This window comes from Yersinia massiliensis CCUG 53443 (assembly GCF_000312485.1).
Classification (GTDB): domain Bacteria; phylum Pseudomonadota; class Gammaproteobacteria; order Enterobacterales; family Enterobacteriaceae; genus Yersinia; species Yersinia massiliensis.
In genome coordinates this window covers 172,172-191,491 of sequence record NZ_HE997643.1, presented here as the reverse complement: position 1 = coordinate 191,491, position 19,320 = coordinate 172,172, and the positions used below count along the sequence as shown (strand labels likewise).

Here is a 19,320-nt window from a genome sequence, read left to right as displayed (position 1 = left end):
TATGCATTTACTGATTAACGATAATTCGGTGTTCATCGTGCGGAAGTACTGTACTGCGACATAATGGTGGGTCGTGCGGGATTCGAACCTGCGACCAATTGATTAAAAGTCAACTGCTCTACCAACTGAGCTAACGACCCATTATGTATTTTTACTTGATGACAACGCGGAGTCTGTCGTGCGGAACTGCTCGTCTTGCAAAGGTAATGGTGGGTCGTGCGGGATTCGAACCTGCGACCAATTGATTAAAAGTCAACTGCTCTACCAACTGAGCTAACGACCCATTACCGGTACTACTGACGATAATTTCCTGCTGCCTTAACGTTTTACAAGTTGTCTTGGCAACGGCGGCATATATTACTAATTTCTCTTCACAGTGCAACTTAAATTTCTGTTCGAGCGTTTAACTGCTTGTTCTTCGTTCGCCAAAGCCCAGAAATTAGTCAACATGACCAATTCCTGGACTCGAAAAAGGCTAAAGAGCAGATAAACGTTTCTGTGCCTGTTTAGCGGCATCAGTATTAGGGTATTGCTTGATCACTTGTTGATAAACCGCCTTCGCTTTATCGCTTTGGCCTTTATCCTGCATGATCACCCCAACTTTAAACATTGCATCGGAACTTTTTGGAGATTTTGGATAATTCTTTACTACAACAGCGTAATAATATGCTGCATCGTCTTTCTTACCTTTGTTGTAGTACAACTGCCCTAACCAATAATTGGCGTTAGGTTGATAAGTCGACTTTGGGTACTGTTTCACGAAACCTTGGAAAGCAGTGATCGCTTGATCGTATTGCTTTTTCTCAAGAGCTAAGGAAACAGCCGCATTATAATCGCTGTTTTCATCACCAGTACTTGCTGCAGGCGCAGCTGTAGTGGCTGCTGTACCTGCCGCAGCAGCGTCAGAACTTCCAGCCGTGGCATTCGCTGATGCAGCAGCATCAGCCGCAGGCGCTGCTGTTGAAGCCCCTTGGCCACCACTCAGACTATCCATCTGTTGGTAGATCTGTTTTTGCCGCTCAACAATTTGATTGAGCTGGTACTGATTTTCTTGGATCTGACCGCGTAAACTATCAACATCGCGTTGCGAGTCAGACAGTTGTTGCTGAAGTTGAGTTAATAGCTGGCTGTGAGCGTTGGAAATACGCTCAAGTTGAGTGACTCGATCTTCTACCGAGCCGGAGCCGACATTACTGATTGGCGCTTGGGCAGTAGCGGCCCATGGGACCGCTACGCCAACCAGTAACGACAGACCCACTAAGTGACGTCTGAAGTTACTGTTCATGCGATTCTCTTAGTAAACCAGAACTGCACGACGGTTTTTAGCGAACGCTGCTTCATCATGACCCAGCACTGCTGGTTTCTCTTTACCGTAAGAAACGATAGAGATCTGGTCAGCAGAAACGCCTTTACCTTGCAGATACATCTTCACTGCATTAGCACGACGCTCGCCCAACGCGATGTTGTATTCTGGCGTACCGCGTTCGTCCGCGTGGCCTTCAACAACAACTTTATAAGATGGGTTGCTACGCAGGAATGCAGCGTGTGCATCCAGCATTTGAGCGAAGTCAGAACCGATATCGTATTTATCGAAACCGAAGTAAACGATATTGTTCTTTTGCAGTTCTTGCATCTGAAGACGTGCTTGCTCTTCGGAAGACAGGTTGCTGCCGTTTTCTGTACCAGTGCCAGCGCCCATGCCAGATTGGTCATTATTTGCGCTTTTGTTAGAACTACAAGCAGCGATTGCCAGAACTGGCAAAGCCAACATCAGCCCTTTTAGCACTTTGTTCAGTTGCATCTCTTTGATCCTTTTATAGTTTGCCATACATACGTATTTACACATGCATCACAGATACGGCGACCAGGCAGGAAATTTGACCTGTCCATCAGTAGCCGGAAGACGCGCTTTGAAACGCCCATCAGTCGAAACCAACTGCAACACAGCTCCTAGCCCTTGTGTCGAGCTATAGATAATCATGGTGCCATTTGGTGCGATACTCGGCGTTTCATCCAGGAACGTGTCCGTTAATACTTGAACGGCTCCCGTTTCTAGATCCTGTTTAGCGATGTGTTGTGCCCCACCATTGGAACTAACCAATGCGAGGAACTTACCATCAGGACTTACATCTGCGTTCTGGTTCTGAGAACCTTCCCACGTAATTCGCTGTGGCGCACCGCCATTAATATTCACTTTGTACACTTGTGGACGACCGCCCTGATCCGAGGTATAGGCCAGGTTTTGGCTGTCCGGGAACCAGCTTGGTTCAGTGTTATTGTTACGCCCATCTGTAACTTGGCTAATTTGGCCAGAACCTAAGTCCATAACATACAAATTCAGGCTACCACTTTTAGATAAAGCGAAGGCCAATTTTGTCCCATCAGGCGAGAACGCTGGTGCGCCATTATGACGTGGGAATGAAGCCACTTGTCTGATTGCACCATTTGCCAACGTCTGGATAACCAGTGCTGACTTACCACTCTCGAATGTGACATAAGCAATTTTGCTACCATCTGGAGACCAGGCTGGTGACATCAAGGGTTCAGGAGAACGGTGAACCACAAATTGGTTGTAGCCATCGTAATCAGAAACCCGCAATTCGTGAGGGAATTTACCGCCATTCGTTTGCACAACATAAGCAATACGAGTACGGAAAGCACCTTTAATCCCAGTCAGTTTTTCGAAAACTTCATCGCTGGCGGTATGCGCGGCATAACGTAACCATTGTTTGGTAACTTTATACTGATTTTGCGCCAAAACACTACCTGCAGCACCCGAAGTATCAACTAATTGGTAAGAAACAACATAGCTGCCGTCAGCACTTGGTTGTACCTGACCAACAACAACGGCATCAATACCCAGTGCAGTCCAAGCCGCTGGCGTGACTTCCGCTGCGGTAGAAGGCTGTTGTGGCATACGAGCTGCGTCGATAGGGTTAAATTTGCCGCTGTTACGTAAATCTGCACCAACAATCGCGCCAATCTCTTCAGGTGGCGTGCCTGGCCCCATCCATTTAAATGGAACGACACCAATTGGACGGGCAGAGTCTACCCCTTGGGTAATCTCAATTCGAACTTCTGCATGTAATACAGAAGCCCATAAAACTAAAAAGCCTAGCGCTACTCGAAATGCCTGCTTCATCTTATCTCCCTTATCCGAGCGGGATGCCCGCGATAATTAGCAGAATTTTAACAAACCAACGCAAACAAAACTACATAATCCATTCGTTGATTGACAGAGTTATTCTCTGTTAATCAACCCTTACTGAGGTTTAAATACAAGCGGAGCATTCTTAAACACTTCATAAACATCAGAACTTGGCGGTTTAGGAATCTTCGCTTGTTTTGCGGCAGCGATGGCAGCTTGGCACAGTGCTGGATCACCACCTTCCGCTTTAACATCAATTAATAGACCATCTGGTGCTAATTTAATTCGCAGATCACAGGTACGGCCTTTGTAAAGATCTGCATCATAAAATTTACTTTGTATCGCAGCAGTGATTTGGCCTAAGTAACCACTGACATCAGCGCCAGAGGCCCCACTCTTCTTGCCACCACCTTTACCTGCAGCGGCAGCACCTGCACCAGAGCCACTTTTCGGTGCATTCTTGGAGTTAGCCAAGCCACCAAACAAGTCATCTACGTCTGTGGCAGCAGCAGCCTCAGCAGCGGCTTTCTTCTTGGCCTCTGCGGCAGCCGCTTTTTTAGCATCAGCAGCTGCTTTCTTCTCGGCATCAGCTGCGGCTTTCTTTTCTGCCGCTTCTGTTGCGGCTTTTTCAGCAGCTTCTGCGGCTTTCTTCGCATCAGCATCAGCTTGTTTCTTCGCCGCAGCAGCCACTGCCGCTTCTTTCTTGGCTTCAGCTTCGGCTTTCTTCTGTGCTTCTGCCTGCGCTTTCACGAGCTTATCGGCTTCTGCTTTAGCTTGAGCCGCTGCAGCTTCAGCTTGTTTCTGTTCTTCTTTCGCTTTGGCAGCGGCGGCGGCGGCCTGTTTCTGTTGCTCAGCGGCCTGTTTTTGCTGCTCTGCGGCTTGTTTTTTCTGTTCTTCAGCCGCCTGCTTTGCATCTTCTTGCGCTTGCAGACGCTCTTTTTCCAATTCTTTCAGGCGTTGCTGTTCTGTCGCCTGTTTCTGTTGTAATTCTTCCGCTTGCTGCTCGGCCTTCTTCTGGCGTTGCTGTTCTGCACGTTTAGCATCCGTCTGCTGCTGTTGCTGACGGTTATACTGTTCTGTCACTGCGCCAGGATCGACCATAACGGCGTCAATAACTTCGCCGCCGGCACCGCCACCGCCCATTTCAGTCGTCTGTGTCAGAGAGCCCCAAATCAACAGGGCAATCAATACGATATGCAGAACCACCGACACTATAATCGCGCGATTCAGCTTATCATTTTGCTCGGTTGCCTTACCCACGCTCGATTTCCACACTCGATGTCCGCGCTCTATTTCTAAAAAACGGAACTGCTAAACACAGGGTCGCTACTGGCTGGATGCTCATCCAGCCGATATCAACGCAAATTTATATCGGTTGGGTCATTAAACCCACCGACGTTACACCCGCCTGATGCAGCATATTCAGAGCCTTGATGATTTCATCATAAGGAACCTCTTTCGCGCCACCAATCAGGAATACGGTTTTCGGATTCGCTTTCAATCTTGCCTGCGCCTCTGCCACCACTTGTTCTGACGGCAACTGCTCCATCCGTTGGTGGTCAATAACCAGCGAATACTGACCTACACCTGACACTTCGACAATCACCGGCGGATTATCATCGCTTGAAACGGTTTTCGAATCCGTCGCATCAGGGAGATCCACTTCAACGCTTTGGGTGATAATCGGCGCTGTTGCCATGAAAATCAGCAGCAGCACCAACAAGACGTCAAGTAAGGGAACAATGTTAATTTCAGACTTAAGCTCGCGACGTTTACGACCACGTACTCGCGCCATACAACCCCCTACTTATTTGCTCTCAGCGCTGGCAAAAGCCTGACGATGCAGAATAGCAATGAACTCTTCCATGAAATTGTCATAGTTTTGTTCAAGTTTATTCACGCGCTGATTCAGACGGTTATAAGCCATAACAGCAGGGATAGCAGCAAACAGGCCAATCGCCGTGGCAATCAGCGCCTCAGCAATACCTGGTGCGACCATTTGCAACGTCGCCTGCTTCACTGCGCCCAGAGAAATAAAGGCATGCATAATCCCCCAGACTGTACCAAACAGACCGATATACGGGCTGATAGAACCGACAGTACCAAGGAACGGAATATGTGTTTCCAGCGCTTCTAATTCGCGGTTCATTGAGATGCGCATTGCACGGGAAGCACCATCAATGACAGCCTCAGGTGCATGGCTATTTGCGCGGTGCAAACGGGCAAATTCTTTGAATCCAGAATGGAAGATCTGCTCGGAGCCACCCAGCGTATCGCGACGAGCCTGGCTTTCTTGATACAGGCGAGACAGCTCAATGCCAGACCAAAATTTATCTTCGAAGGCTTCAGCATCGCGGGTAGCAGCATTCAGAATACGCGTTCGCTGAATGATGATCGCCCATGAAGCAATAGAAAAGCCCATCAGAACCAGCATGATAAGCTTAACGAATAAGCTTGCCTGCAGGAATAAATCCAGAATGTTCATGTCAGCCACTACTTAAACTCCGCGACAATAGACTTAGGAAGCGCTTTTGGCTTCATTTGGTGTGGATCGATACATGCGATCAATACTTCTGCACTACTCAGAAGATTGCCATGTGAGTCGAGAATTCGTTGAGCAAACGTGAGAGAAGCCCCACGCATTGCGGTAATTTCACTCTGAACTTCCAGCATATCATCAAGACGTGCAGGTGCCAGGTATTCTACCGTCATGCGGCGGACAGCGAAAGCGACATGCTCACGGAGCAATTGCTGCTGGTGAAAATTGTGTTGGCGCAACATTTCTGTGCGCGCTCTTTCGTAAAAGGCAACGTAGCGTGCATGGTAAACCACACCACCAGCATCGGTGTCTTCAAAATAGACACGTACCGGCCATCGAAACAACGTATTACTCACTCTACTTCCCAGTAATGCAATTAACCGAGACACTATACTGAAGAGCGTTACGCTTTGGAATCACTTGAGAGAATAGAAATAAAATAATTATGGGCCAGAAGGCCCATAAGGAGAGATTTCGTACAAATTAGGCGATATACATTCAGATTAAGCGAAAAAGTAGAATAATCCCGCGCCCAAGATCACAATTGCTGGAAGTGGTGAGAAAAAAGCACGCAGCCACACCCGATTAGGGCGAAAACCTACGCCATGAATCACACCAGTACACACTGCCCACACAATAAACACCTCTTGCCACACTTCAAGTGAGCTGGTCGCCGCCGCGAAACGCGAAGGGTCCCAAAATACACAAAAAGCGACAGCAAATGCGAGCAGGAGTGAAAGGGCCCTGAACGGACCCTTATCCATTAACGCGTATAACTTATCGGACAACATCATCATTGCCATTATTGGCAGCTTTTGCTGCTGCGTTGGCTTCACTCTGCTCCAGTGCCAGAGCAGTAATGATACCAAAGGAGCAGGCCAGAAGTGTCCCTAGAATCCAGGCAAAATACCACATGCTTTATGCTCCCTAGTACAGTGAATGCTTGTTGTTTTCGATAAAGTCTTTATCAATGCGCCCGAACATTTTGTAGTAACACCAGCTGGTGTACAACAGGATGATAGGGACAAAGATGATCGCAACAATGGTCATCACTTTCAGCGTCAACAGGCTAGATGTTGCATCCCACATTGTCAGGCTGACATTTGGCACGGTGCTTGACGGCATAACGAATGGGAACATAGTGACACCAGCAGTCAAAATCACACAAGCAATGGTCAGCGATGAGAACAGGAAGGCCCAAGCCCCTTTTTCAAAGCGCGACAGCAAGATGGTGAACAGTGGCAGAATCACCCCAAGAGCAGGCAGTGCCCACAGGATTGGGTACTTGTTGAAGTTAATCAACCATGCACCTGCCTGATGTGCTACTTCTTTGCGCATCGGGTTAGATTGAGCGGCAGTATCTAGCGCTGAAGTCACCACAAAACCATCGATGCCTTTCACTAACCAAATACCGGCTAGCAAGAAGGCAACGCCCATCACCAACGCGGAAATTTGCGCGGCAGCACGGGAACGCAGATGTAGCTCGCCACGGGTACGCATTTGCAGGTAAGTTGCCCCTTGCGTAACCAACATGGTTAAGCTGACAACCCCAGCCAGTAAACCAAACGGGTTTAGCAACTGGAAGAAGTTACCTGTGTAGAACAGGCGCATGTAGCTATCCATGTGGAACGGTACGCCTTGCAGCAAGTTACCGAACGCCACACCGAACACAACAGCAGGCACGAAACTACCGACAAAAATGCCCCAATCCCACATGTTGCGCCAGCGGTTATCTTCCACCTTAGAACGGTAGTCAAAGCCGACCGGACGGAAGAACAAAGCAGCCAACACCAAAATCATCGCAATATAGAAGCCGGAGAATGCGGCTGCATACACCATCGGCCAGGCTGCAAACAGCGCCCCACCGGCAGTGATCAACCAAACCTGATTACCATCCCAGTGAGGGGCAATCGAGTTAATCAAAATACGACGTTCAGTATCATTTTTAGCGATGATACGCAGCAGGACACCAACACCCATATCGAAACCATCGGTGACTGCAAAACCAATCAGTAGCACACCGATCAGCAGCCACCAGATAAATCGTAATACTTCATAATCAAACATAAGTGGACTCCTGTTTACCGTGCTTCCTGCACTGGTGCAGTCGGCTGTTCAAAATGATAGCGGCCAGTTTTCAGGCTACTTGGCCCAAGGCGCGCAAATTTGAACATCAGGTACATTTCTGCAACCAGGAACAGCGTGTACAGACCGCAAATCAACGCCATTGAGAATAGAATATCCCCAGCGGTAACGGATGAGTTTGCGATTGCTGTCGGCAGCACTTCACCGATGGCCCATGGTTGACGGCCATATTCGGCCACAAACCAACCTGCTTCTACTGCAATCCACGGTAATGGAATACCGAACAATGCAGTACGCAGTAGCCATTTTTTCTCACCAATTTTGCCGCGGATAACGCTCCAGAACGACAGGCCAATGATCAGCAACATGAGGAAGCCACAAGCCACCATGATGCGGAATGCAAAGTATAGAGGGAGAACACGTGGAATGGAGTCTTGCGCAGCGAGCTGAATTTGTTCTTCAGTCGCATCAGTGACGTTTTGGGTATAACGCTTCAATAGCAAACCGTAGCCCAAATCTTGTTTTGCCTTACTGAACGCTTCACGTACAGCAGGGTCAGTATTGCCACTGCGTAATTTCTCTAACAGGCTATAGGCTTGGATACCATTGCGAATACGCACTTCGTGTTGAGACATCAAATCGCGCAGACCAATCACCGGCGTGTCCAGTGAACGAGTCGCAATGATGCCTAACGCAAATGGAATCTGAACAGCAAAGCGGTTCTCCATCGTTTCCTGATTAGGGATCGCAAACAGCGTAAAGGCGGCTGGCGGCGGTTGAGTTTCCCATTCAGCTTCGATAGCAGCCAATTTGGTTTTCTGTACGTCACCCATTTCATAACCAGATTCATCACCCAGCACGATAACGGATAGTGTTGCAGCTAAACCAAAGCTCGCCGCGATCGCAAAGGAGCGCTTGGCGAATGGAATATCACGGCCTTTCAGCAGATAGTAGGAGCTGATACCTAGAACGAACATCGCGCCGGTAACATAACCTGCTGCCACAGTGTGAACGAATTTCACCTGAGCAACTGGGTTCAACACCAGTTCTGAGAAGCTCAGCATTTCCATACGCATGGTTTCAAAGTTGAAATCAGATGCAATCGGGTTTTGCATCCAACCGTTAGCAACCAAGATCCACAACGCAGAGAAGTTAGAGCCTAATGCAACCAGCCAGGTTACGGCCAAATGCTGATGTTTACTCAGACGATCCCATCCGAAGAAGAACAGACCGACGAAAGTAGATTCCAGGAAGAACGCCATTAAACCTTCGATTGCCAGAGGGGCACCGAAAATATCGCCGACGTAATGTGAGAAATATGACCAGTTTGTCCCGAATTGGAACTCCATAGTCAAACCAGTAGCAACCCCCAGAGCAAAGTTAATCGCAAATAACTTGCCCCAGAATTTGGTCATATCTTTATAGATTTGTTTACCAGACAGCACATAAACCGATTCCATAATTGCCAACAAAAACGCCATCCCCAGCGTTAATGGGACAAATAAGAAATGGTACATTGCCGTTAAGGCAAACTGTAACCGTGACAGTTCGACAATATCAAACATCTTGACTCCTTGCTCCTCGCAGGAAGACTCCGACTTGCGGTCACTCGGCTTCTGTTTAAATCCGAAGCCTCATCATTACCCGCAGTGAATGCCCAAAAAAACACAACAAAAATAACAATATCAACTACCCAGTATTACACCGGGGTAATACTACGCTTCTAATCCCACACAATAAATAGGATTTTACGTGACCCAGCGTTGAGTTCTGGATACAGGTCAAGAAATAGGCCATTTGCCTACTGTGCTTTAATTTGATCCAGAACAATTTAAGCGTATCTGAACATTATTGCTATATTCAAAAGTTGATTTAGAACAATTAATTATTTTTCATGTTAATTAAACGTTCTATTGTTTTTATATAACCCACAACTGTTAATAAAATGTAATTTTATGGTTTAACTAATGCTTTATTACTTCGTTATTATGCGATCCAGATTAACTTTTAAATTTAATTGATTCAGAGTGAGTTCAATCACAATTTCGAGTTTTATATAAGTATGTTAGTCCATTTTCAGAGAAGCGTTCGCAAGTGTTGCCATTTTGTTGCATGATAAAGTGCTGTTAATCGATAAAATATTGAATCCTCTATAATGAAAAAAATAGCCCTCGCCACACTCTTGTGTACCACTACCGCATCCATTGCCGCCCAACAGGTTGACATCACTATCCTGGGTACCTCTGATTTACATGGCACTTTTGTGCCTTGGGATTATGCCAGCGACACTGAGAATATGGCTGGAAGCCTGAGCCAAATCGCCACTAAAGTGCATAAAATACGTGCTGAACAGCCCAATATCATTTTGGTTGATGCCGGCGATACCCTCCAAGGAAATTTCGTTGAAACCTTTAAAAATGAGCCTATCAGCCCGATGATTCTTGGTTTTAATGCACTGCAATATGATGCTTGGGTGATGGGAAACCATGAATTCGATTTCGGGTTGAAAGCGCTAGGAACTTCACTAAAGCAATTTAACGGGGCGGCGTTGGCGGGCAATATTTTTTGGGACTCAGGCAAGCCTTACCTGCCCTCCTACAAAATCATTGACCGCCAAGGCGTTAAAATCGGCATTATCGGGATGGATACCCCAATGACTGCGGAGTTCGCGCAAGGCACTGACCGAATTAACGGTATCCATTTCACCGACCCTGTGCAGGAAGTTAAAAAAGTCATTCAACAAATCCAACCACATGTTGATGCTATTGTTTTGGTGGCTCATATGGGGATCGACAATGAAAACCAGCGGCCAGGGACAGGTGTGGGTGATATTGCCCAAGCCAATCCAGAATTGGCGGCGATCGTTGCGGGCCATATGCATGTAAAAATTGATAAAGCGGTCGTCAATGGAGTCATCATCACTGAACCAGATAAATATGGCCGCGCCCTTTCTCGTATTGACTTGAAATTCGAACAGCGTGATGGGAAATATCAGCTCATCGATAAAGACAGCTATACCTACCCGATCAAGGGCGTTGAGTCTGATAAAAACTTAGAAGCCATTTATCAGCCTTACCATGATATTTTGCGTGCGAATGCAAATCGGGTGATTGCCAAGTTGAGTGGGACCAATCTTGTGCCTGCTGACGAAATAAAAGGTATTCCTCAAGTTCACGTGCAAGACACTGGAATCAGCGCACTGTATCAGGAAGCAGCGCGTTATTACGCCCCTCAGGCCCAGATCATCGCCCTACAGATTGATAATGATCGCCCTAAATTAGATGTGGGTGATATCACTGCGAAAGATATTGCCTTTAACTATCAATACGCCGGTGGCGAAATAACGGTTTACAGCCTAACAGGCAAAGAATTAAAGCAGTATATGGAATGGTCCGCTGACTACTTTAATCAAGTGAAACCGGGCGATGTGACTTACAGTTTTAACCCACAACGTCGCGCCTCAAAATATTCGACCAACGACTTCTTTGATGGCGTGACCTATACCATTGATTTACGCCAACCGACAGGTTCGCGCATTACCGATTTACGCCTCAATGACGGTACACCCGTCACGGATTCCACCCCGATACAGCTGGGCATGAACAGTTACCGTATGGGTCATCTGACGCAAAAGGGCGGGGTTCTCGAAGGACGGACATTCCCAATACTGTCTGATAGCAAAGCCGAGTTCGGTGAGGAAGAAGGCACTATCCGTAATCTCACCATTCGCTATTTAACCGAGGTTAAGGCGGGAAAATATGAAGGGAAACCTCAACAGCGTTGGCACTTGGTTGGACTGGATGGCAATGAAAGAGAACGAGAAATCGTCAAAAACCTGATTAATACTGACGTAATTACTGTCCCTGCAACTACGGATGGTCGCTTCACTAACATTGCGTCAATCAACGTGAAAGGTAAGGTATTTAGGGATAAAACCAGTTATGACGCGGCCTTGGCAACCTTAAAACAGCAAGAGGCTAACGCCAGTAATGAGCAGACTAAGTTGCAAGCGCAAACGGATATCGCACTCATCGCTGCATTGAATAAATACTGATTAAGCATTAAAAAGGCCACCGAAAGGTGGCCTGAGGTAGCTGACAAAATGCCTGTGGCGGAGAGAACAAGCAGATCGTAAAGACGCCGTAAAATCATCCCTGATGGCTCGAGCCGCGCCATCCCTGGCGCGGACGCTTTACTCTTCTGCCTGCCCTCACCGTTCCCGATCGAGTCATCAGTGTTGGTCAGCAGTTTGAGGCTCCGAAAGGTGGCCTCAATTTGTGGTATTACTCGTGCTGCATTAGTTATTTTGGCAATGATTACTGAGGCAATATCGCTTTAACCGCATTACCAATTTCAGCCAAGCTACGCACGGTTTTCACGCCTGCGGCTTCCAACGCTGCGAACTTGTCATCCGCTGTTCCTTTACCACCAGCAATGATGGCACCAGCGTGGCCCATACGTTTGCCTTTCGGTGCAGTCACACCTGCAATGTAACCGACCACAGGTTTGGTCACGTGATCTTTGATGTAAGCGGCCGCTTCTTCTTCTGCGTTACCACCAATTTCACCAATCATCACGATAACTTCCGTTTGCGGGTCTTCTTGGAACAACTTCAGAATATCAATAAAGTTAGAACCTGGGATTGGGTCACCGCCAATACCGACACACGTCGACTGACCAAAACCGATGTCAGTCGTCTGTTTTACCGCTTCATACGTTAACGTCCCTGAACGAGAGACGATACCCACTTTACCCGGCAAATGAATGTGACCTGGCATAATACCAATCTTACATTCGCCTGGGGTGATAACGCCTGGGCAGTTCGGGCCAATCATACGTGCATCAGACTGTTCCAATCTGACTTTGACCACCAGCATATCCAGCGTCGGGATACCTTCGGTGATACAGATAATCAGCTTGATGCCAGCATCAATGGCTTCCAGAATAGAGTCTTTACAGAATGGTGCAGGCACGTAGATTACTGATGCAGTTGCACCTGTCGTCTCTACCGCTTCACGCACGGTATTGAATACTGGCAGACCCAAATGCTGAGTACCGCCTTTGCCCGGCGTCACACCGCCAACCATTTTGGTGCCATAAGCGATAGCTTGTTCTGAGTGGAAAGTCCCTTGGCTACCCGTAAAACCTTGGCAAATAACTTTGGTGTTTTTATCGATTAAAATAGACATTATTTAGCCCCCACTGCCGCTACAACTTGCTGAGCCGCATCTGTCAGGCTGGTCGCAGCAATGATATTCAAACCACTGTCTGCCAATTTTTTGGCACCCAGCTCAGCGTTATTCCCTTCCAGACGAACCACGACTGGCACATTGACACCCACTTCTTCAACTGCGCCAATAATACCGTCAGCAATTAGGTCGCAACGTACAATACCGCCGAAAATGTTCACGAAAACGGCTTTCACTTTGTCATCAGACAAAATGATTTTGAACGCTTCAGTCACGCGCTCTTTGGTTGCGCCACCGCCGACATCAAGGAAGTTCGCAGGTTCGCCACCGTGCAGTTTTACGATGTCCATGGTACCCATCGCCAGACCAGCACCGTTGACCATGCAGCCAATGTTGCCATCCAAAGCCACGTAGTTCAGCTCCCACTGTGCCGCATGTGCTTCACGGGCATCTTCTTGGCTTGGATCACGCATTTCACGCAGTTCCGGTTGACGGAACAACGCATTACCGTCTGCCCCCAGTTTGCCGTCTAGACAGACCAGATCGCCTTGTTTCGTAATAACAAGCGGGTTGATCTCAACCATCGCCAAGTCACGCTCCAAGAACAATGTTGCCAGACCCATAAAGATTTTAGTGAACTGAGTGACTTGCTTACCCGTCAGACCCAGTTTAAAGGCCAACTCGCGCCCTTGATAAGGTTGTGGCCCCGTCAATGGATCCAGTGCGATTTTGTGGATCAGTTCTGGCGTTTCTTCCGCCACTTTCTCAATTTCAACGCCACCCTCAGTGGATGCCATAAACACCACACGACGGGAACTGCGATCGATAACCGCACCCAAATACAGCTCTTTATCGATATCTGTTGCGGCTTCAACCAGAATCTGGTGAACCGGTTGACCATGTGCATCTGTCTGGTAAGTGACCAGTTTTTTGCCTAACCACTGTTCAGCGAAAGCACGAATATCTTCTTTGCTGTTAACCAGTTTCACGCCGCCCGCTTTACCGCGACCGCCTGCATGAACCTGACATTTAACCACCCACGGGCCAGTACCGATTTTAGATGCGGCTTCTTCTGCTTCACGCGGTGTGGTACAAGCGTAGCCAGTTGGCGCTGGCATGCCATACCGAGCAAACAGTTGTTTTGCCTGATATTCGTGTAAATTCATGATGTTCTATCCATATAAGGTCTGAGATGGGCCGAAGCACACGAGGTCGCCTGATTGCACGGAGGCAGGTAATCAACACCTTGCAATCAGGCTAGCCTTGTTATTTATCTTTGTTATACGTCGAGCAGCAAGCGAGCTGGATCTTCCAGCATCTCTTTCACCGTCACCAGATAGCCCACAGATTCGCGGCCATCGATTAAACGGTGATCGTAGGACAGTGCCAGATACATCATTGGCAGAATCACTACCTGACCATTTACCGCCATTGGACGATCTTTGATGGCATGCATGCCTAGGATCGCGCTTTGTGGTGGGTTAATGATCGGAGTCGACATCAGTGAGCCGAATACACCGCCGTTAGTAATGGTGAAATTACCGCCGGTCAGTTCTTCAACTTTCAGTTTGCCGTCACGGCCTTTTACAGCCAGTTCTTTGATTTTCTTCTCGATATCCGCCATACCCATGGTATCTACATCACGTAATACCGGGGTGACCAGACCGCGTGGTGTAGAAACAGCAATGCTGATATCGAAATAGTTGTGGTAAACCACGTCTTCGCCATCAAGAGACGCATTCACTTCAGGATAGCGTTTCAGCGCTTCCACTACGGCTTTGATATAGAAGGACATAAAGCCTAAACGGACACCGTGACGTTTCTCAAAAGCATCACCGTACTGCTTACGCAGGTCCATGATCGGCTTCATATTGATTTCGTTAAACGTGGTCAGCATCGCGGTGCTGTTCTTCGCTTCCAACAAACGTTCAGCAACACGTTTACGGAGGCGCGTCATTGGGACACGTTTTTCACTACGGCCCGCCAGCGCTGCTGGTGCTGGGGTTTCAGCTTTAGCTTCAACGACGGCAGGAGCAGATTTGTGAGTCGCTAAATGGCTATCAACATCTTCGCGTGTGATTCGACCACCAACACCACTACCTTTAATTGCGGAGGCATCAAGATCATGCTCAGCAATCAGGCGACGAATGGCTGGGCTGAGGCTATCGTTGCTCTCTTCTTCCAGACTGGCATTCTGACGCTGGGCAGGGGTAGACTCTGTACTTTGACTTTTTTCTTCTGTCGGCTTGCCTGAGCTATCACTTGGACGAATACGGCCCAACACTTGACGGGAAGTCACTGTTGCACCCTCTTCTTCCAAAATGGCGTCCAAAATACCGTCCTGACTGGCCGGAACTTCCAGAATCACTTTGTCCGTTTCAATCTCAACCAGCACTTCATCACGTTTAACGCTATCACCTGGCTTTTTGTGCCAAGTGGCGACAGAGCCATCGGCGACAGACTCAGGGAGGTCAGGAACATTAATATCTACGCTACTCATTCTCTATCCTTTATGTGTTAACCGGCTCGCTATTCAACGGTCAGCGCGTCATTAACCAGAGCTTGTTGTTGTTTCTGGTGTACGGAAATGTATCCAACTGCCGGTGAAGCGGATGCTGGACGGCCTGCATAACGCAAGGAAGCACCAAATGGAATCACTTCGCGGAAGTTGTGTTGGCTGCAGTACCATGCGCCTTGGTTAAGCGGCTCTTCTTGGCACCAGACGAAATCATGCACATGAGCAAATTGCTCCAATACAGCCTGAACGGCGTGGTGTGGGAACGGATAAAGCTGCTCAAGACGCACGATAGCAACATCGGTTTGACCATTCTTGCGGCGCTGTTCCAACAGATCATAATAGACTTTGCCAGAACACATCACGACACGCTTAATGCCTTTCGGGTCCATCTCGTCGATTTCACCAATAGCAGGCAAGAAAGTCCCATTCGCCAATTCATCCAGCGAAGATATTGCCAACGGATGACGTAACAATGATTTAGGTGACATCACGACCAACGGGCGACGCATTCCACGCAATGCCTGACGGCGAATCATGTGGTAAACCTGCGCCGGTGTTGATGGGATACACACTTGCATATTTTGTTCAGCACAAAGTTGCAGGTAGCGTTCCAAGCGTGCAGATGAGTGCTCTGGACCTTGGCCTTCGTAGCCATGTGGTAACAGCATCACCAACCCACACATCCGGCCCCATTTCTGTTCGCCAGAACTAATGAACTGATCGATAACGACCTGAGCACCGTTGGCAAAGTCACCGAATTGCGCTTCCCAAATGGTCAAGGTACGCGGTTCTGCCGTAGCGTAACCATATTCAAATGCCAAGACAGCTTCTTCCGACAGCACTGAGTCCCAAACTTGGAAGTCGCCCTGCCCGCTGTGTACATTCGACAAAGGTACGTAAACTGAGCCATTTTTTTGATTATGGATGACAGCATGACGATGGAAGAAAGTCCCGCGTCCTGCATCTTCACCCGACAGGCGAATCGGAATACCTTCATCAACCAGTGTCGCGTAAGCCAATGTTTCAGCACCGCCCCAGTCGAATGGCTTCTCGCCACTGGCCATCAAAGCACGATCGCTATAAATCTTGGCGACACGAGATTGCATTTCAATGGCTTCTGGTGCATGGCTGATACGACGCGCCAGGTCTTGCAGGCGTTTCATTTCAACTTTGCTTGGGTATTCTTCATCCCATTCATGGTTCAGATACGGTGACCACGTGAAGGATTGCAGATTCATCGGACGCCACTCTTCTACTACACAGTCGCCGTGATCCAAGGCATCACGATAAAGATTGACCATTTCAGTGGCATCTTCCAAGGTCGCAATGTTTTGCTCGGTCAGCTTATCCGCATAGATTTTGCGTGGTGTCGGGTGTTTTTTGATCTTCTGATACATCACTGGCTGCGTTGCACTTGGCTCATCGGCTTCGTTATGCCCATGGCGACGATAGCAAACCAGATCGATCATCACGTCACGTTTAAAGGTGTTACGGAAATCCAGTGCTAAGCGAGTGACAAACGCCACCGCTTCAGGATCATCAGCATTCACGTGGAAGATCGGCGCCTGTACCATTTTGGCAATGTCAGTACAGTACTGGGTAGAACGAGCATCCAGTGGATTTGAGGTGGTAAACCCAATCTGGTTGTTGATGACAATGCGCACCGTCCCGCCAACTTCATAGCCGCGAGCTTGTGACATGTTCAATGTTTCTTGCACCACACCTTGACCAGCAATGGCCGCATCACCGTGGATGGTGATAGGCAGTACCATGTTGCTACGGGCTTCATCCAGACGATCACGACGTGCGCGGACAGAACCGATAACGACTGGGCTAACAATTTCCAGATGCGATGGGTTAAAGGCCAGTGCTAAGTGAACCAGACCGCCTTCTGTTTCTACATCAGAGGAGAAGCCCTGATGATATTTAACGTCACCCGTCCCCAAATGTTCTTTATGCTTACCGGAAAACTCATCAAACAAATCTTCCGGTTTCTTACCGAGTACGTTAATCAGTACGTTCAGACGGCCACGGTGAGCCATCCCTAGCACGACTTCACGGGTGCCATTTTTACCCGCATGGCGGATCATCTCTTTGAGCATGGTGACCAATGAATCGCCACCTTCCAGCGAGAATCGCTTCGCACCTGGGAATTTAGCCCCTAAATAACGCTCCAGACCTTCAGCAGCAGTCAGTTCACTTAGGAAGCGACGCTTCTCTTCTTCGCTGAATTTTGGTTTCCCGACGACTGATTCAATACGCTGTTGTAGCCAGCGTTTTTCTTCAGTGTTGGTAATGTGCATGTATTCAGCGCCAATTGAACCGCAGTAGGTCTGTTTAAGAGCTGCATACAGATCAGACAGCTTCATGGTTTCTTTGCCAATAGCAAAAGAGCCCACATTGAAGGTGTTCTGGAAATCGGCGTCAGTCAGGTTGTGATAGGAAGGTTCGAGGTCTGGAACAGACTCTTGCTTCCATAAACCGAGTGGGTCAAGGTTAGCATGTTGATGGCCGCGGAAGCGGAAGGCATTGATTAACTGCAACACCTTAACTTGTTTGGCATCATTTTCAGGATCGCTGATGGATGAGTTATAACGCGAGGGGTCCTTCGCCAAGCGACGGAAATACTCACGCGTTTGAGAGTGGAACTGATCAGGTTTTACACCCGTTGTAGGTAGTTGTTGAAAAATTGAACGCCAACTATCATCAACGGAACCAGGATCAGTTAAAAAGTCTTCATAGAGCTGCTCTATGTAGGACTGGTTCGCGCCCGCCAGATAGGAGGAATCCAGCCAGGCCTTCATTGCGCCGTTCTGCATCATGATCCCTTAAGCTTTGAAGCTTCAGTTTTCGCCGTGGTTAACATATACACCGTAATATCAACGGTTTGCCGTAAAAACGGTTCACTCGACATGCTCAATGCACGTTCTGTTATGGACCTTAACGGTCCCGTTCAAGGAACCTCTAAAAACGGACAGCTTGCCGGTTTTTAGAGATTCCCTACCTTGAAGCTACCTGGGGAATCATTCCCCAGGTTAATAAACTCACATCATGCCCTACGTTGCAACTATCATTAGCGATGCTTTAACGATTACGCGCCACGCTGTAACAACATAGACTTAATGTGACCAATCGCTTGGGTTGGGTTAAGACCTTTAGGACAAACACTGACACAATTCATGATGCTATGGCAGCGGAAAACACTGAAAGCGTCGTCCAGATCATCCAATCGTGCTGATGTTTCGGTATCACGGCTATCTATCAAGAAGCGATAGGCAGCCAGCAGCCCCGCCGGACCAACAAACTTATCCGGATTCCACCAGAATGACGGGCAAGAGGTTGAACAACAAGCACATAAGATGCACTCGTACAGACCATCCAGCTTCTCGCGTTGTTCAGGCGATTGTAAATGCTCACGCGCGGGCGGATTTTTGCCATCATTTAAGAGATAAGGCTTAATTTTCTCGTACTGAGTATAAAATTGCCCCATGTCGACGACTAAATCTCGCACCACTGGTAGCCCCGGTAATGGGCGAATCACAATCTTCTTATTAGCTTTTTGCAACGCTGAGATTGGTGTGATACATGCCAAGCCGTTTTTGCCATTCATATTCAGACCATCGGAACCGCAAACGCCCTCACGGCAGGAGCGACGAAACGATAGCGTTGGATCTGTTTCTTTCAACTGGATAAGTGCATCCAGCAACATCATGTCCCGGCCTTCTTCCGCTTCCAGCGTGTAATCTTGCATGTGCGGCGCGTTATCGACGTCCGGGTTGTAGCGATAAATTGAGAACTCAAGTTTCATGATCTATTCCTCCGCAACGGGTTAGAATTTAAC

The 19,320-nt window shown here is 48.1% G+C and carries 18 protein-coding genes and 2 tRNA genes; 1 reads left to right on the top strand and 19 read right to left on the bottom strand.

Translation table 11 applies throughout. The features are described 5' to 3' along the window. Positions 1–64: 64 nt before the first annotated feature. The 13 genes from BN68_RS01030 to cydA all read right to left on the bottom strand — a co-directional run bounded on the left by BN68_RS01030 (position 65) and on the right by cydA (position 9,337). Positions 65–140, bottom strand: a tRNA-Lys gene (locus BN68_RS01030). Between the two features lie 67 nt (positions 141–207). After that, positions 208–283 (bottom strand) — tRNA-Lys (locus BN68_RS01025). 192 nt (positions 284–475) lie between these two features. Continuing rightward, complete coding sequence (cpoB, locus tag BN68_RS01020) at positions 476–1,285, bottom strand: cell division protein CpoB (RefSeq protein ID WP_019209291.1); 810 nt, start codon at positions 1,283–1,285, stop codon at positions 476–478. A 9-nt stretch (positions 1,286–1,294) separates the two neighbouring features. Beyond that, positions 1,295–1,801, bottom strand: a complete 507-nt coding sequence (gene pal, locus BN68_RS01015) for a peptidoglycan-associated lipoprotein Pal (RefSeq protein ID WP_004393299.1) — start codon at positions 1,799–1,801, stop codon at positions 1,295–1,297. Between the two features lie 48 nt (positions 1,802–1,849). Further along, positions 1,850–3,142, bottom strand: coding sequence for a Tol-Pal system beta propeller repeat protein TolB (gene tolB / locus BN68_RS01010; RefSeq protein ID WP_019209290.1), 1,293 nt, complete (start codon positions 3,140–3,142; stop codon positions 1,850–1,852). Between the two features lie 120 nt (positions 3,143–3,262). Beyond that, positions 3,263–4,408 (bottom strand): cell envelope integrity protein TolA, encoded by a 1,146-nt coding sequence (tolA, locus tag BN68_RS01005; protein WP_019209289.1) that lies wholly within the window; start codon positions 4,406–4,408, stop codon positions 3,263–3,265. A gap of 106 nt (positions 4,409–4,514) precedes the next feature. Beyond that, positions 4,515–4,943 carry a colicin uptake protein TolR gene (gene tolR, locus BN68_RS01000; RefSeq protein ID WP_004712292.1) on the bottom strand — a complete coding sequence of 143 codons (429 nt, stop codon included), beginning with the start codon at positions 4,941–4,943 and terminating at the stop codon, positions 4,515–4,517. Between the two features lie 12 nt (positions 4,944–4,955). Continuing rightward, a complete protein-coding gene (gene tolQ, locus BN68_RS00995) occupies positions 4,956–5,642 on the bottom strand; it encodes a Tol-Pal system protein TolQ (RefSeq protein WP_004393307.1) in 687 nt (228 codons plus the stop codon). Further along, entirely contained in the window at positions 5,642–6,043 is a 402-nt protein-coding gene (ybgC, locus tag BN68_RS00990; RefSeq protein ID WP_019209288.1) for a tol-pal system-associated acyl-CoA thioesterase, read from the bottom strand. Before ybgC ends, tolQ begins: the two co-directional genes overlap by 1 nt. A gap of 147 nt (positions 6,044–6,190) precedes the next feature. Beyond that, positions 6,191–6,478 carry a cyd operon protein YbgE gene (ybgE, locus tag BN68_RS00985; protein WP_019209287.1) on the bottom strand — a complete coding sequence of 96 codons (288 nt, stop codon included), beginning with the start codon at positions 6,476–6,478 and terminating at the stop codon, positions 6,191–6,193. Further along, positions 6,465–6,602: a cytochrome bd-I oxidase subunit CydX gene (gene cydX, locus BN68_RS00980; RefSeq protein WP_004712290.1), complete on the bottom strand. Its 138-nt coding sequence runs from the start codon at positions 6,600–6,602 to the stop codon at positions 6,465–6,467. Before cydX ends, ybgE begins: the two co-directional genes overlap by 14 nt. 12 nt (positions 6,603–6,614) lie before the next feature. Next, positions 6,615–7,754 carry a cytochrome d ubiquinol oxidase subunit II gene (cydB, locus tag BN68_RS00975; protein WP_019209286.1) on the bottom strand — a complete coding sequence of 380 codons (1,140 nt, stop codon included), beginning with the start codon at positions 7,752–7,754 and terminating at the stop codon, positions 6,615–6,617. A gap of 14 nt (positions 7,755–7,768) precedes the next feature. Continuing rightward, positions 7,769–9,337, bottom strand: coding sequence for a cytochrome ubiquinol oxidase subunit I (gene cydA / locus BN68_RS00970; protein WP_019209285.1), 1,569 nt, complete (start codon positions 9,335–9,337; stop codon positions 7,769–7,771). 590 nt (positions 9,338–9,927) lie between these two features. Here cydA and BN68_RS00965 point away from each other — a divergent pair. Continuing rightward, a complete protein-coding gene (locus BN68_RS00965) occupies positions 9,928–11,826 on the top strand; it encodes a bifunctional metallophosphatase/5'-nucleotidase (RefSeq protein WP_019209284.1) in 1,899 nt (632 codons plus the stop codon). Here the strand turns inward: BN68_RS00965 and BN68_RS24465 are convergent, their stop codons facing one another. The 6 genes from BN68_RS24465 to BN68_RS00940 all read right to left on the bottom strand — a co-directional run bounded on the left by BN68_RS24465 (position 11,827) and on the right by BN68_RS00940 (position 19,287). After that, positions 11,827–11,931, bottom strand: coding sequence for a gluconate 5-dehydrogenase (locus BN68_RS24465; protein ID WP_145495979.1), 105 nt, complete (start codon positions 11,929–11,931; stop codon positions 11,827–11,829). It abuts the gene before it with no gap. A 157-nt stretch (positions 11,932–12,088) separates the two neighbouring features. Further along, positions 12,089–12,961, bottom strand: coding sequence for a succinate--CoA ligase subunit alpha (gene sucD, locus BN68_RS00960; protein ID WP_019209283.1), 873 nt, complete (start codon positions 12,959–12,961; stop codon positions 12,089–12,091). Further along, a complete protein-coding gene (sucC, locus tag BN68_RS00955; RefSeq protein WP_019209282.1) occupies positions 12,961–14,127 on the bottom strand; it encodes an ADP-forming succinate--CoA ligase subunit beta in 1,167 nt (388 codons plus the stop codon). The genes sucD and sucC overlap by 1 nt, the downstream gene beginning before the upstream one ends. Before the next feature lie 113 nt (positions 14,128–14,240). Beyond that, positions 14,241–15,461 (bottom strand): 2-oxoglutarate dehydrogenase complex dihydrolipoyllysine-residue succinyltransferase, encoded by a 1,221-nt coding sequence (gene odhB / locus BN68_RS00950; RefSeq protein WP_019209281.1) that lies wholly within the window; start codon positions 15,459–15,461, stop codon positions 14,241–14,243. Positions 15,462–15,490: 29 nt separating this feature from the next. Beyond that, positions 15,491–18,298 carry a 2-oxoglutarate dehydrogenase E1 component gene (gene sucA / locus BN68_RS00945; RefSeq protein WP_019209280.1) on the bottom strand — a complete coding sequence of 936 codons (2,808 nt, stop codon included), beginning with the start codon at positions 18,296–18,298 and terminating at the stop codon, positions 15,491–15,493. 272 nt (positions 18,299–18,570) lie between these two features. Then, positions 18,571–19,287, bottom strand: coding sequence for a succinate dehydrogenase iron-sulfur subunit (locus BN68_RS00940; RefSeq protein ID WP_019209279.1), 717 nt, complete (start codon positions 19,285–19,287; stop codon positions 18,571–18,573). Between the last annotated feature and the right edge of the window lie 33 nt (positions 19,288–19,320).

What these genes read in the sequence shown, in the direction of transcription:
- cpoB (WP_019209291.1), bottom strand. Translation starts at nt 1,285, where the DNA reads ATGAACAGTAACTTCAGACGTCACTTAGTGGGTCTGTCGTTACTGGTT.
- pal (WP_004393299.1), bottom strand. Translation starts at nt 1,801, where the DNA reads ATGCAACTGAACAAAGTGCTAAAAGGGCTGATGTTGGCTTTGCCAGTT.
- tolB (WP_019209290.1), bottom strand. Translation starts at nt 3,142, where the DNA reads ATGAAGCAGGCATTTCGAGTAGCGCTAGGCTTTTTAGTTTTATGGGCT.
- tolR (WP_004712292.1), bottom strand. Translation starts at nt 4,943, where the DNA reads ATGGCGCGAGTACGTGGTCGTAAACGTCGCGAGCTTAAGTCTGAAATT.
- ybgE (WP_019209287.1), bottom strand. Translation starts at nt 6,478, where the DNA reads ATGTTGTCCGATAAGTTATACGCGTTAATGGATAAGGGTCCGTTCAGG.
- cydX (WP_004712290.1), bottom strand. Translation starts at nt 6,602, where the DNA reads ATGTGGTATTTTGCCTGGATTCTAGGGACACTTCTGGCCTGCTCCTTT.
- cydB (WP_019209286.1), bottom strand. Translation starts at nt 7,754, where the DNA reads ATGTTTGATTATGAAGTATTACGATTTATCTGGTGGCTGCTGATCGGT.
- cydA (WP_019209285.1), bottom strand. Translation starts at nt 9,337, where the DNA reads ATGTTTGATATTGTCGAACTGTCACGGTTACAGTTTGCCTTAACGGCA.
- BN68_RS00965 (WP_019209284.1), top strand. Translation starts at nt 9,928, where the DNA reads ATGAAAAAAATAGCCCTCGCCACACTCTTGTGTACCACTACCGCATCC.
- sucD (WP_019209283.1), bottom strand. Translation starts at nt 12,961, where the DNA reads ATGTCTATTTTAATCGATAAAAACACCAAAGTTATTTGCCAAGGTTTT.
- sucC (WP_019209282.1), bottom strand. Translation starts at nt 14,127, where the DNA reads ATGAATTTACACGAATATCAGGCAAAACAACTGTTTGCTCGGTATGGC.
- odhB (WP_019209281.1), bottom strand. Translation starts at nt 15,461, where the DNA reads ATGAGTAGCGTAGATATTAATGTTCCTGACCTCCCTGAGTCTGTCGCC.
- sucA (WP_019209280.1), bottom strand. Translation starts at nt 18,298, where the DNA reads ATGCAGAACGGCGCAATGAAGGCCTGGCTGGATTCCTCCTATCTGGCG.
- BN68_RS00940 (WP_019209279.1), bottom strand. Translation starts at nt 19,287, where the DNA reads ATGAAACTTGAGTTCTCAATTTATCGCTACAACCCGGACGTCGATAAC.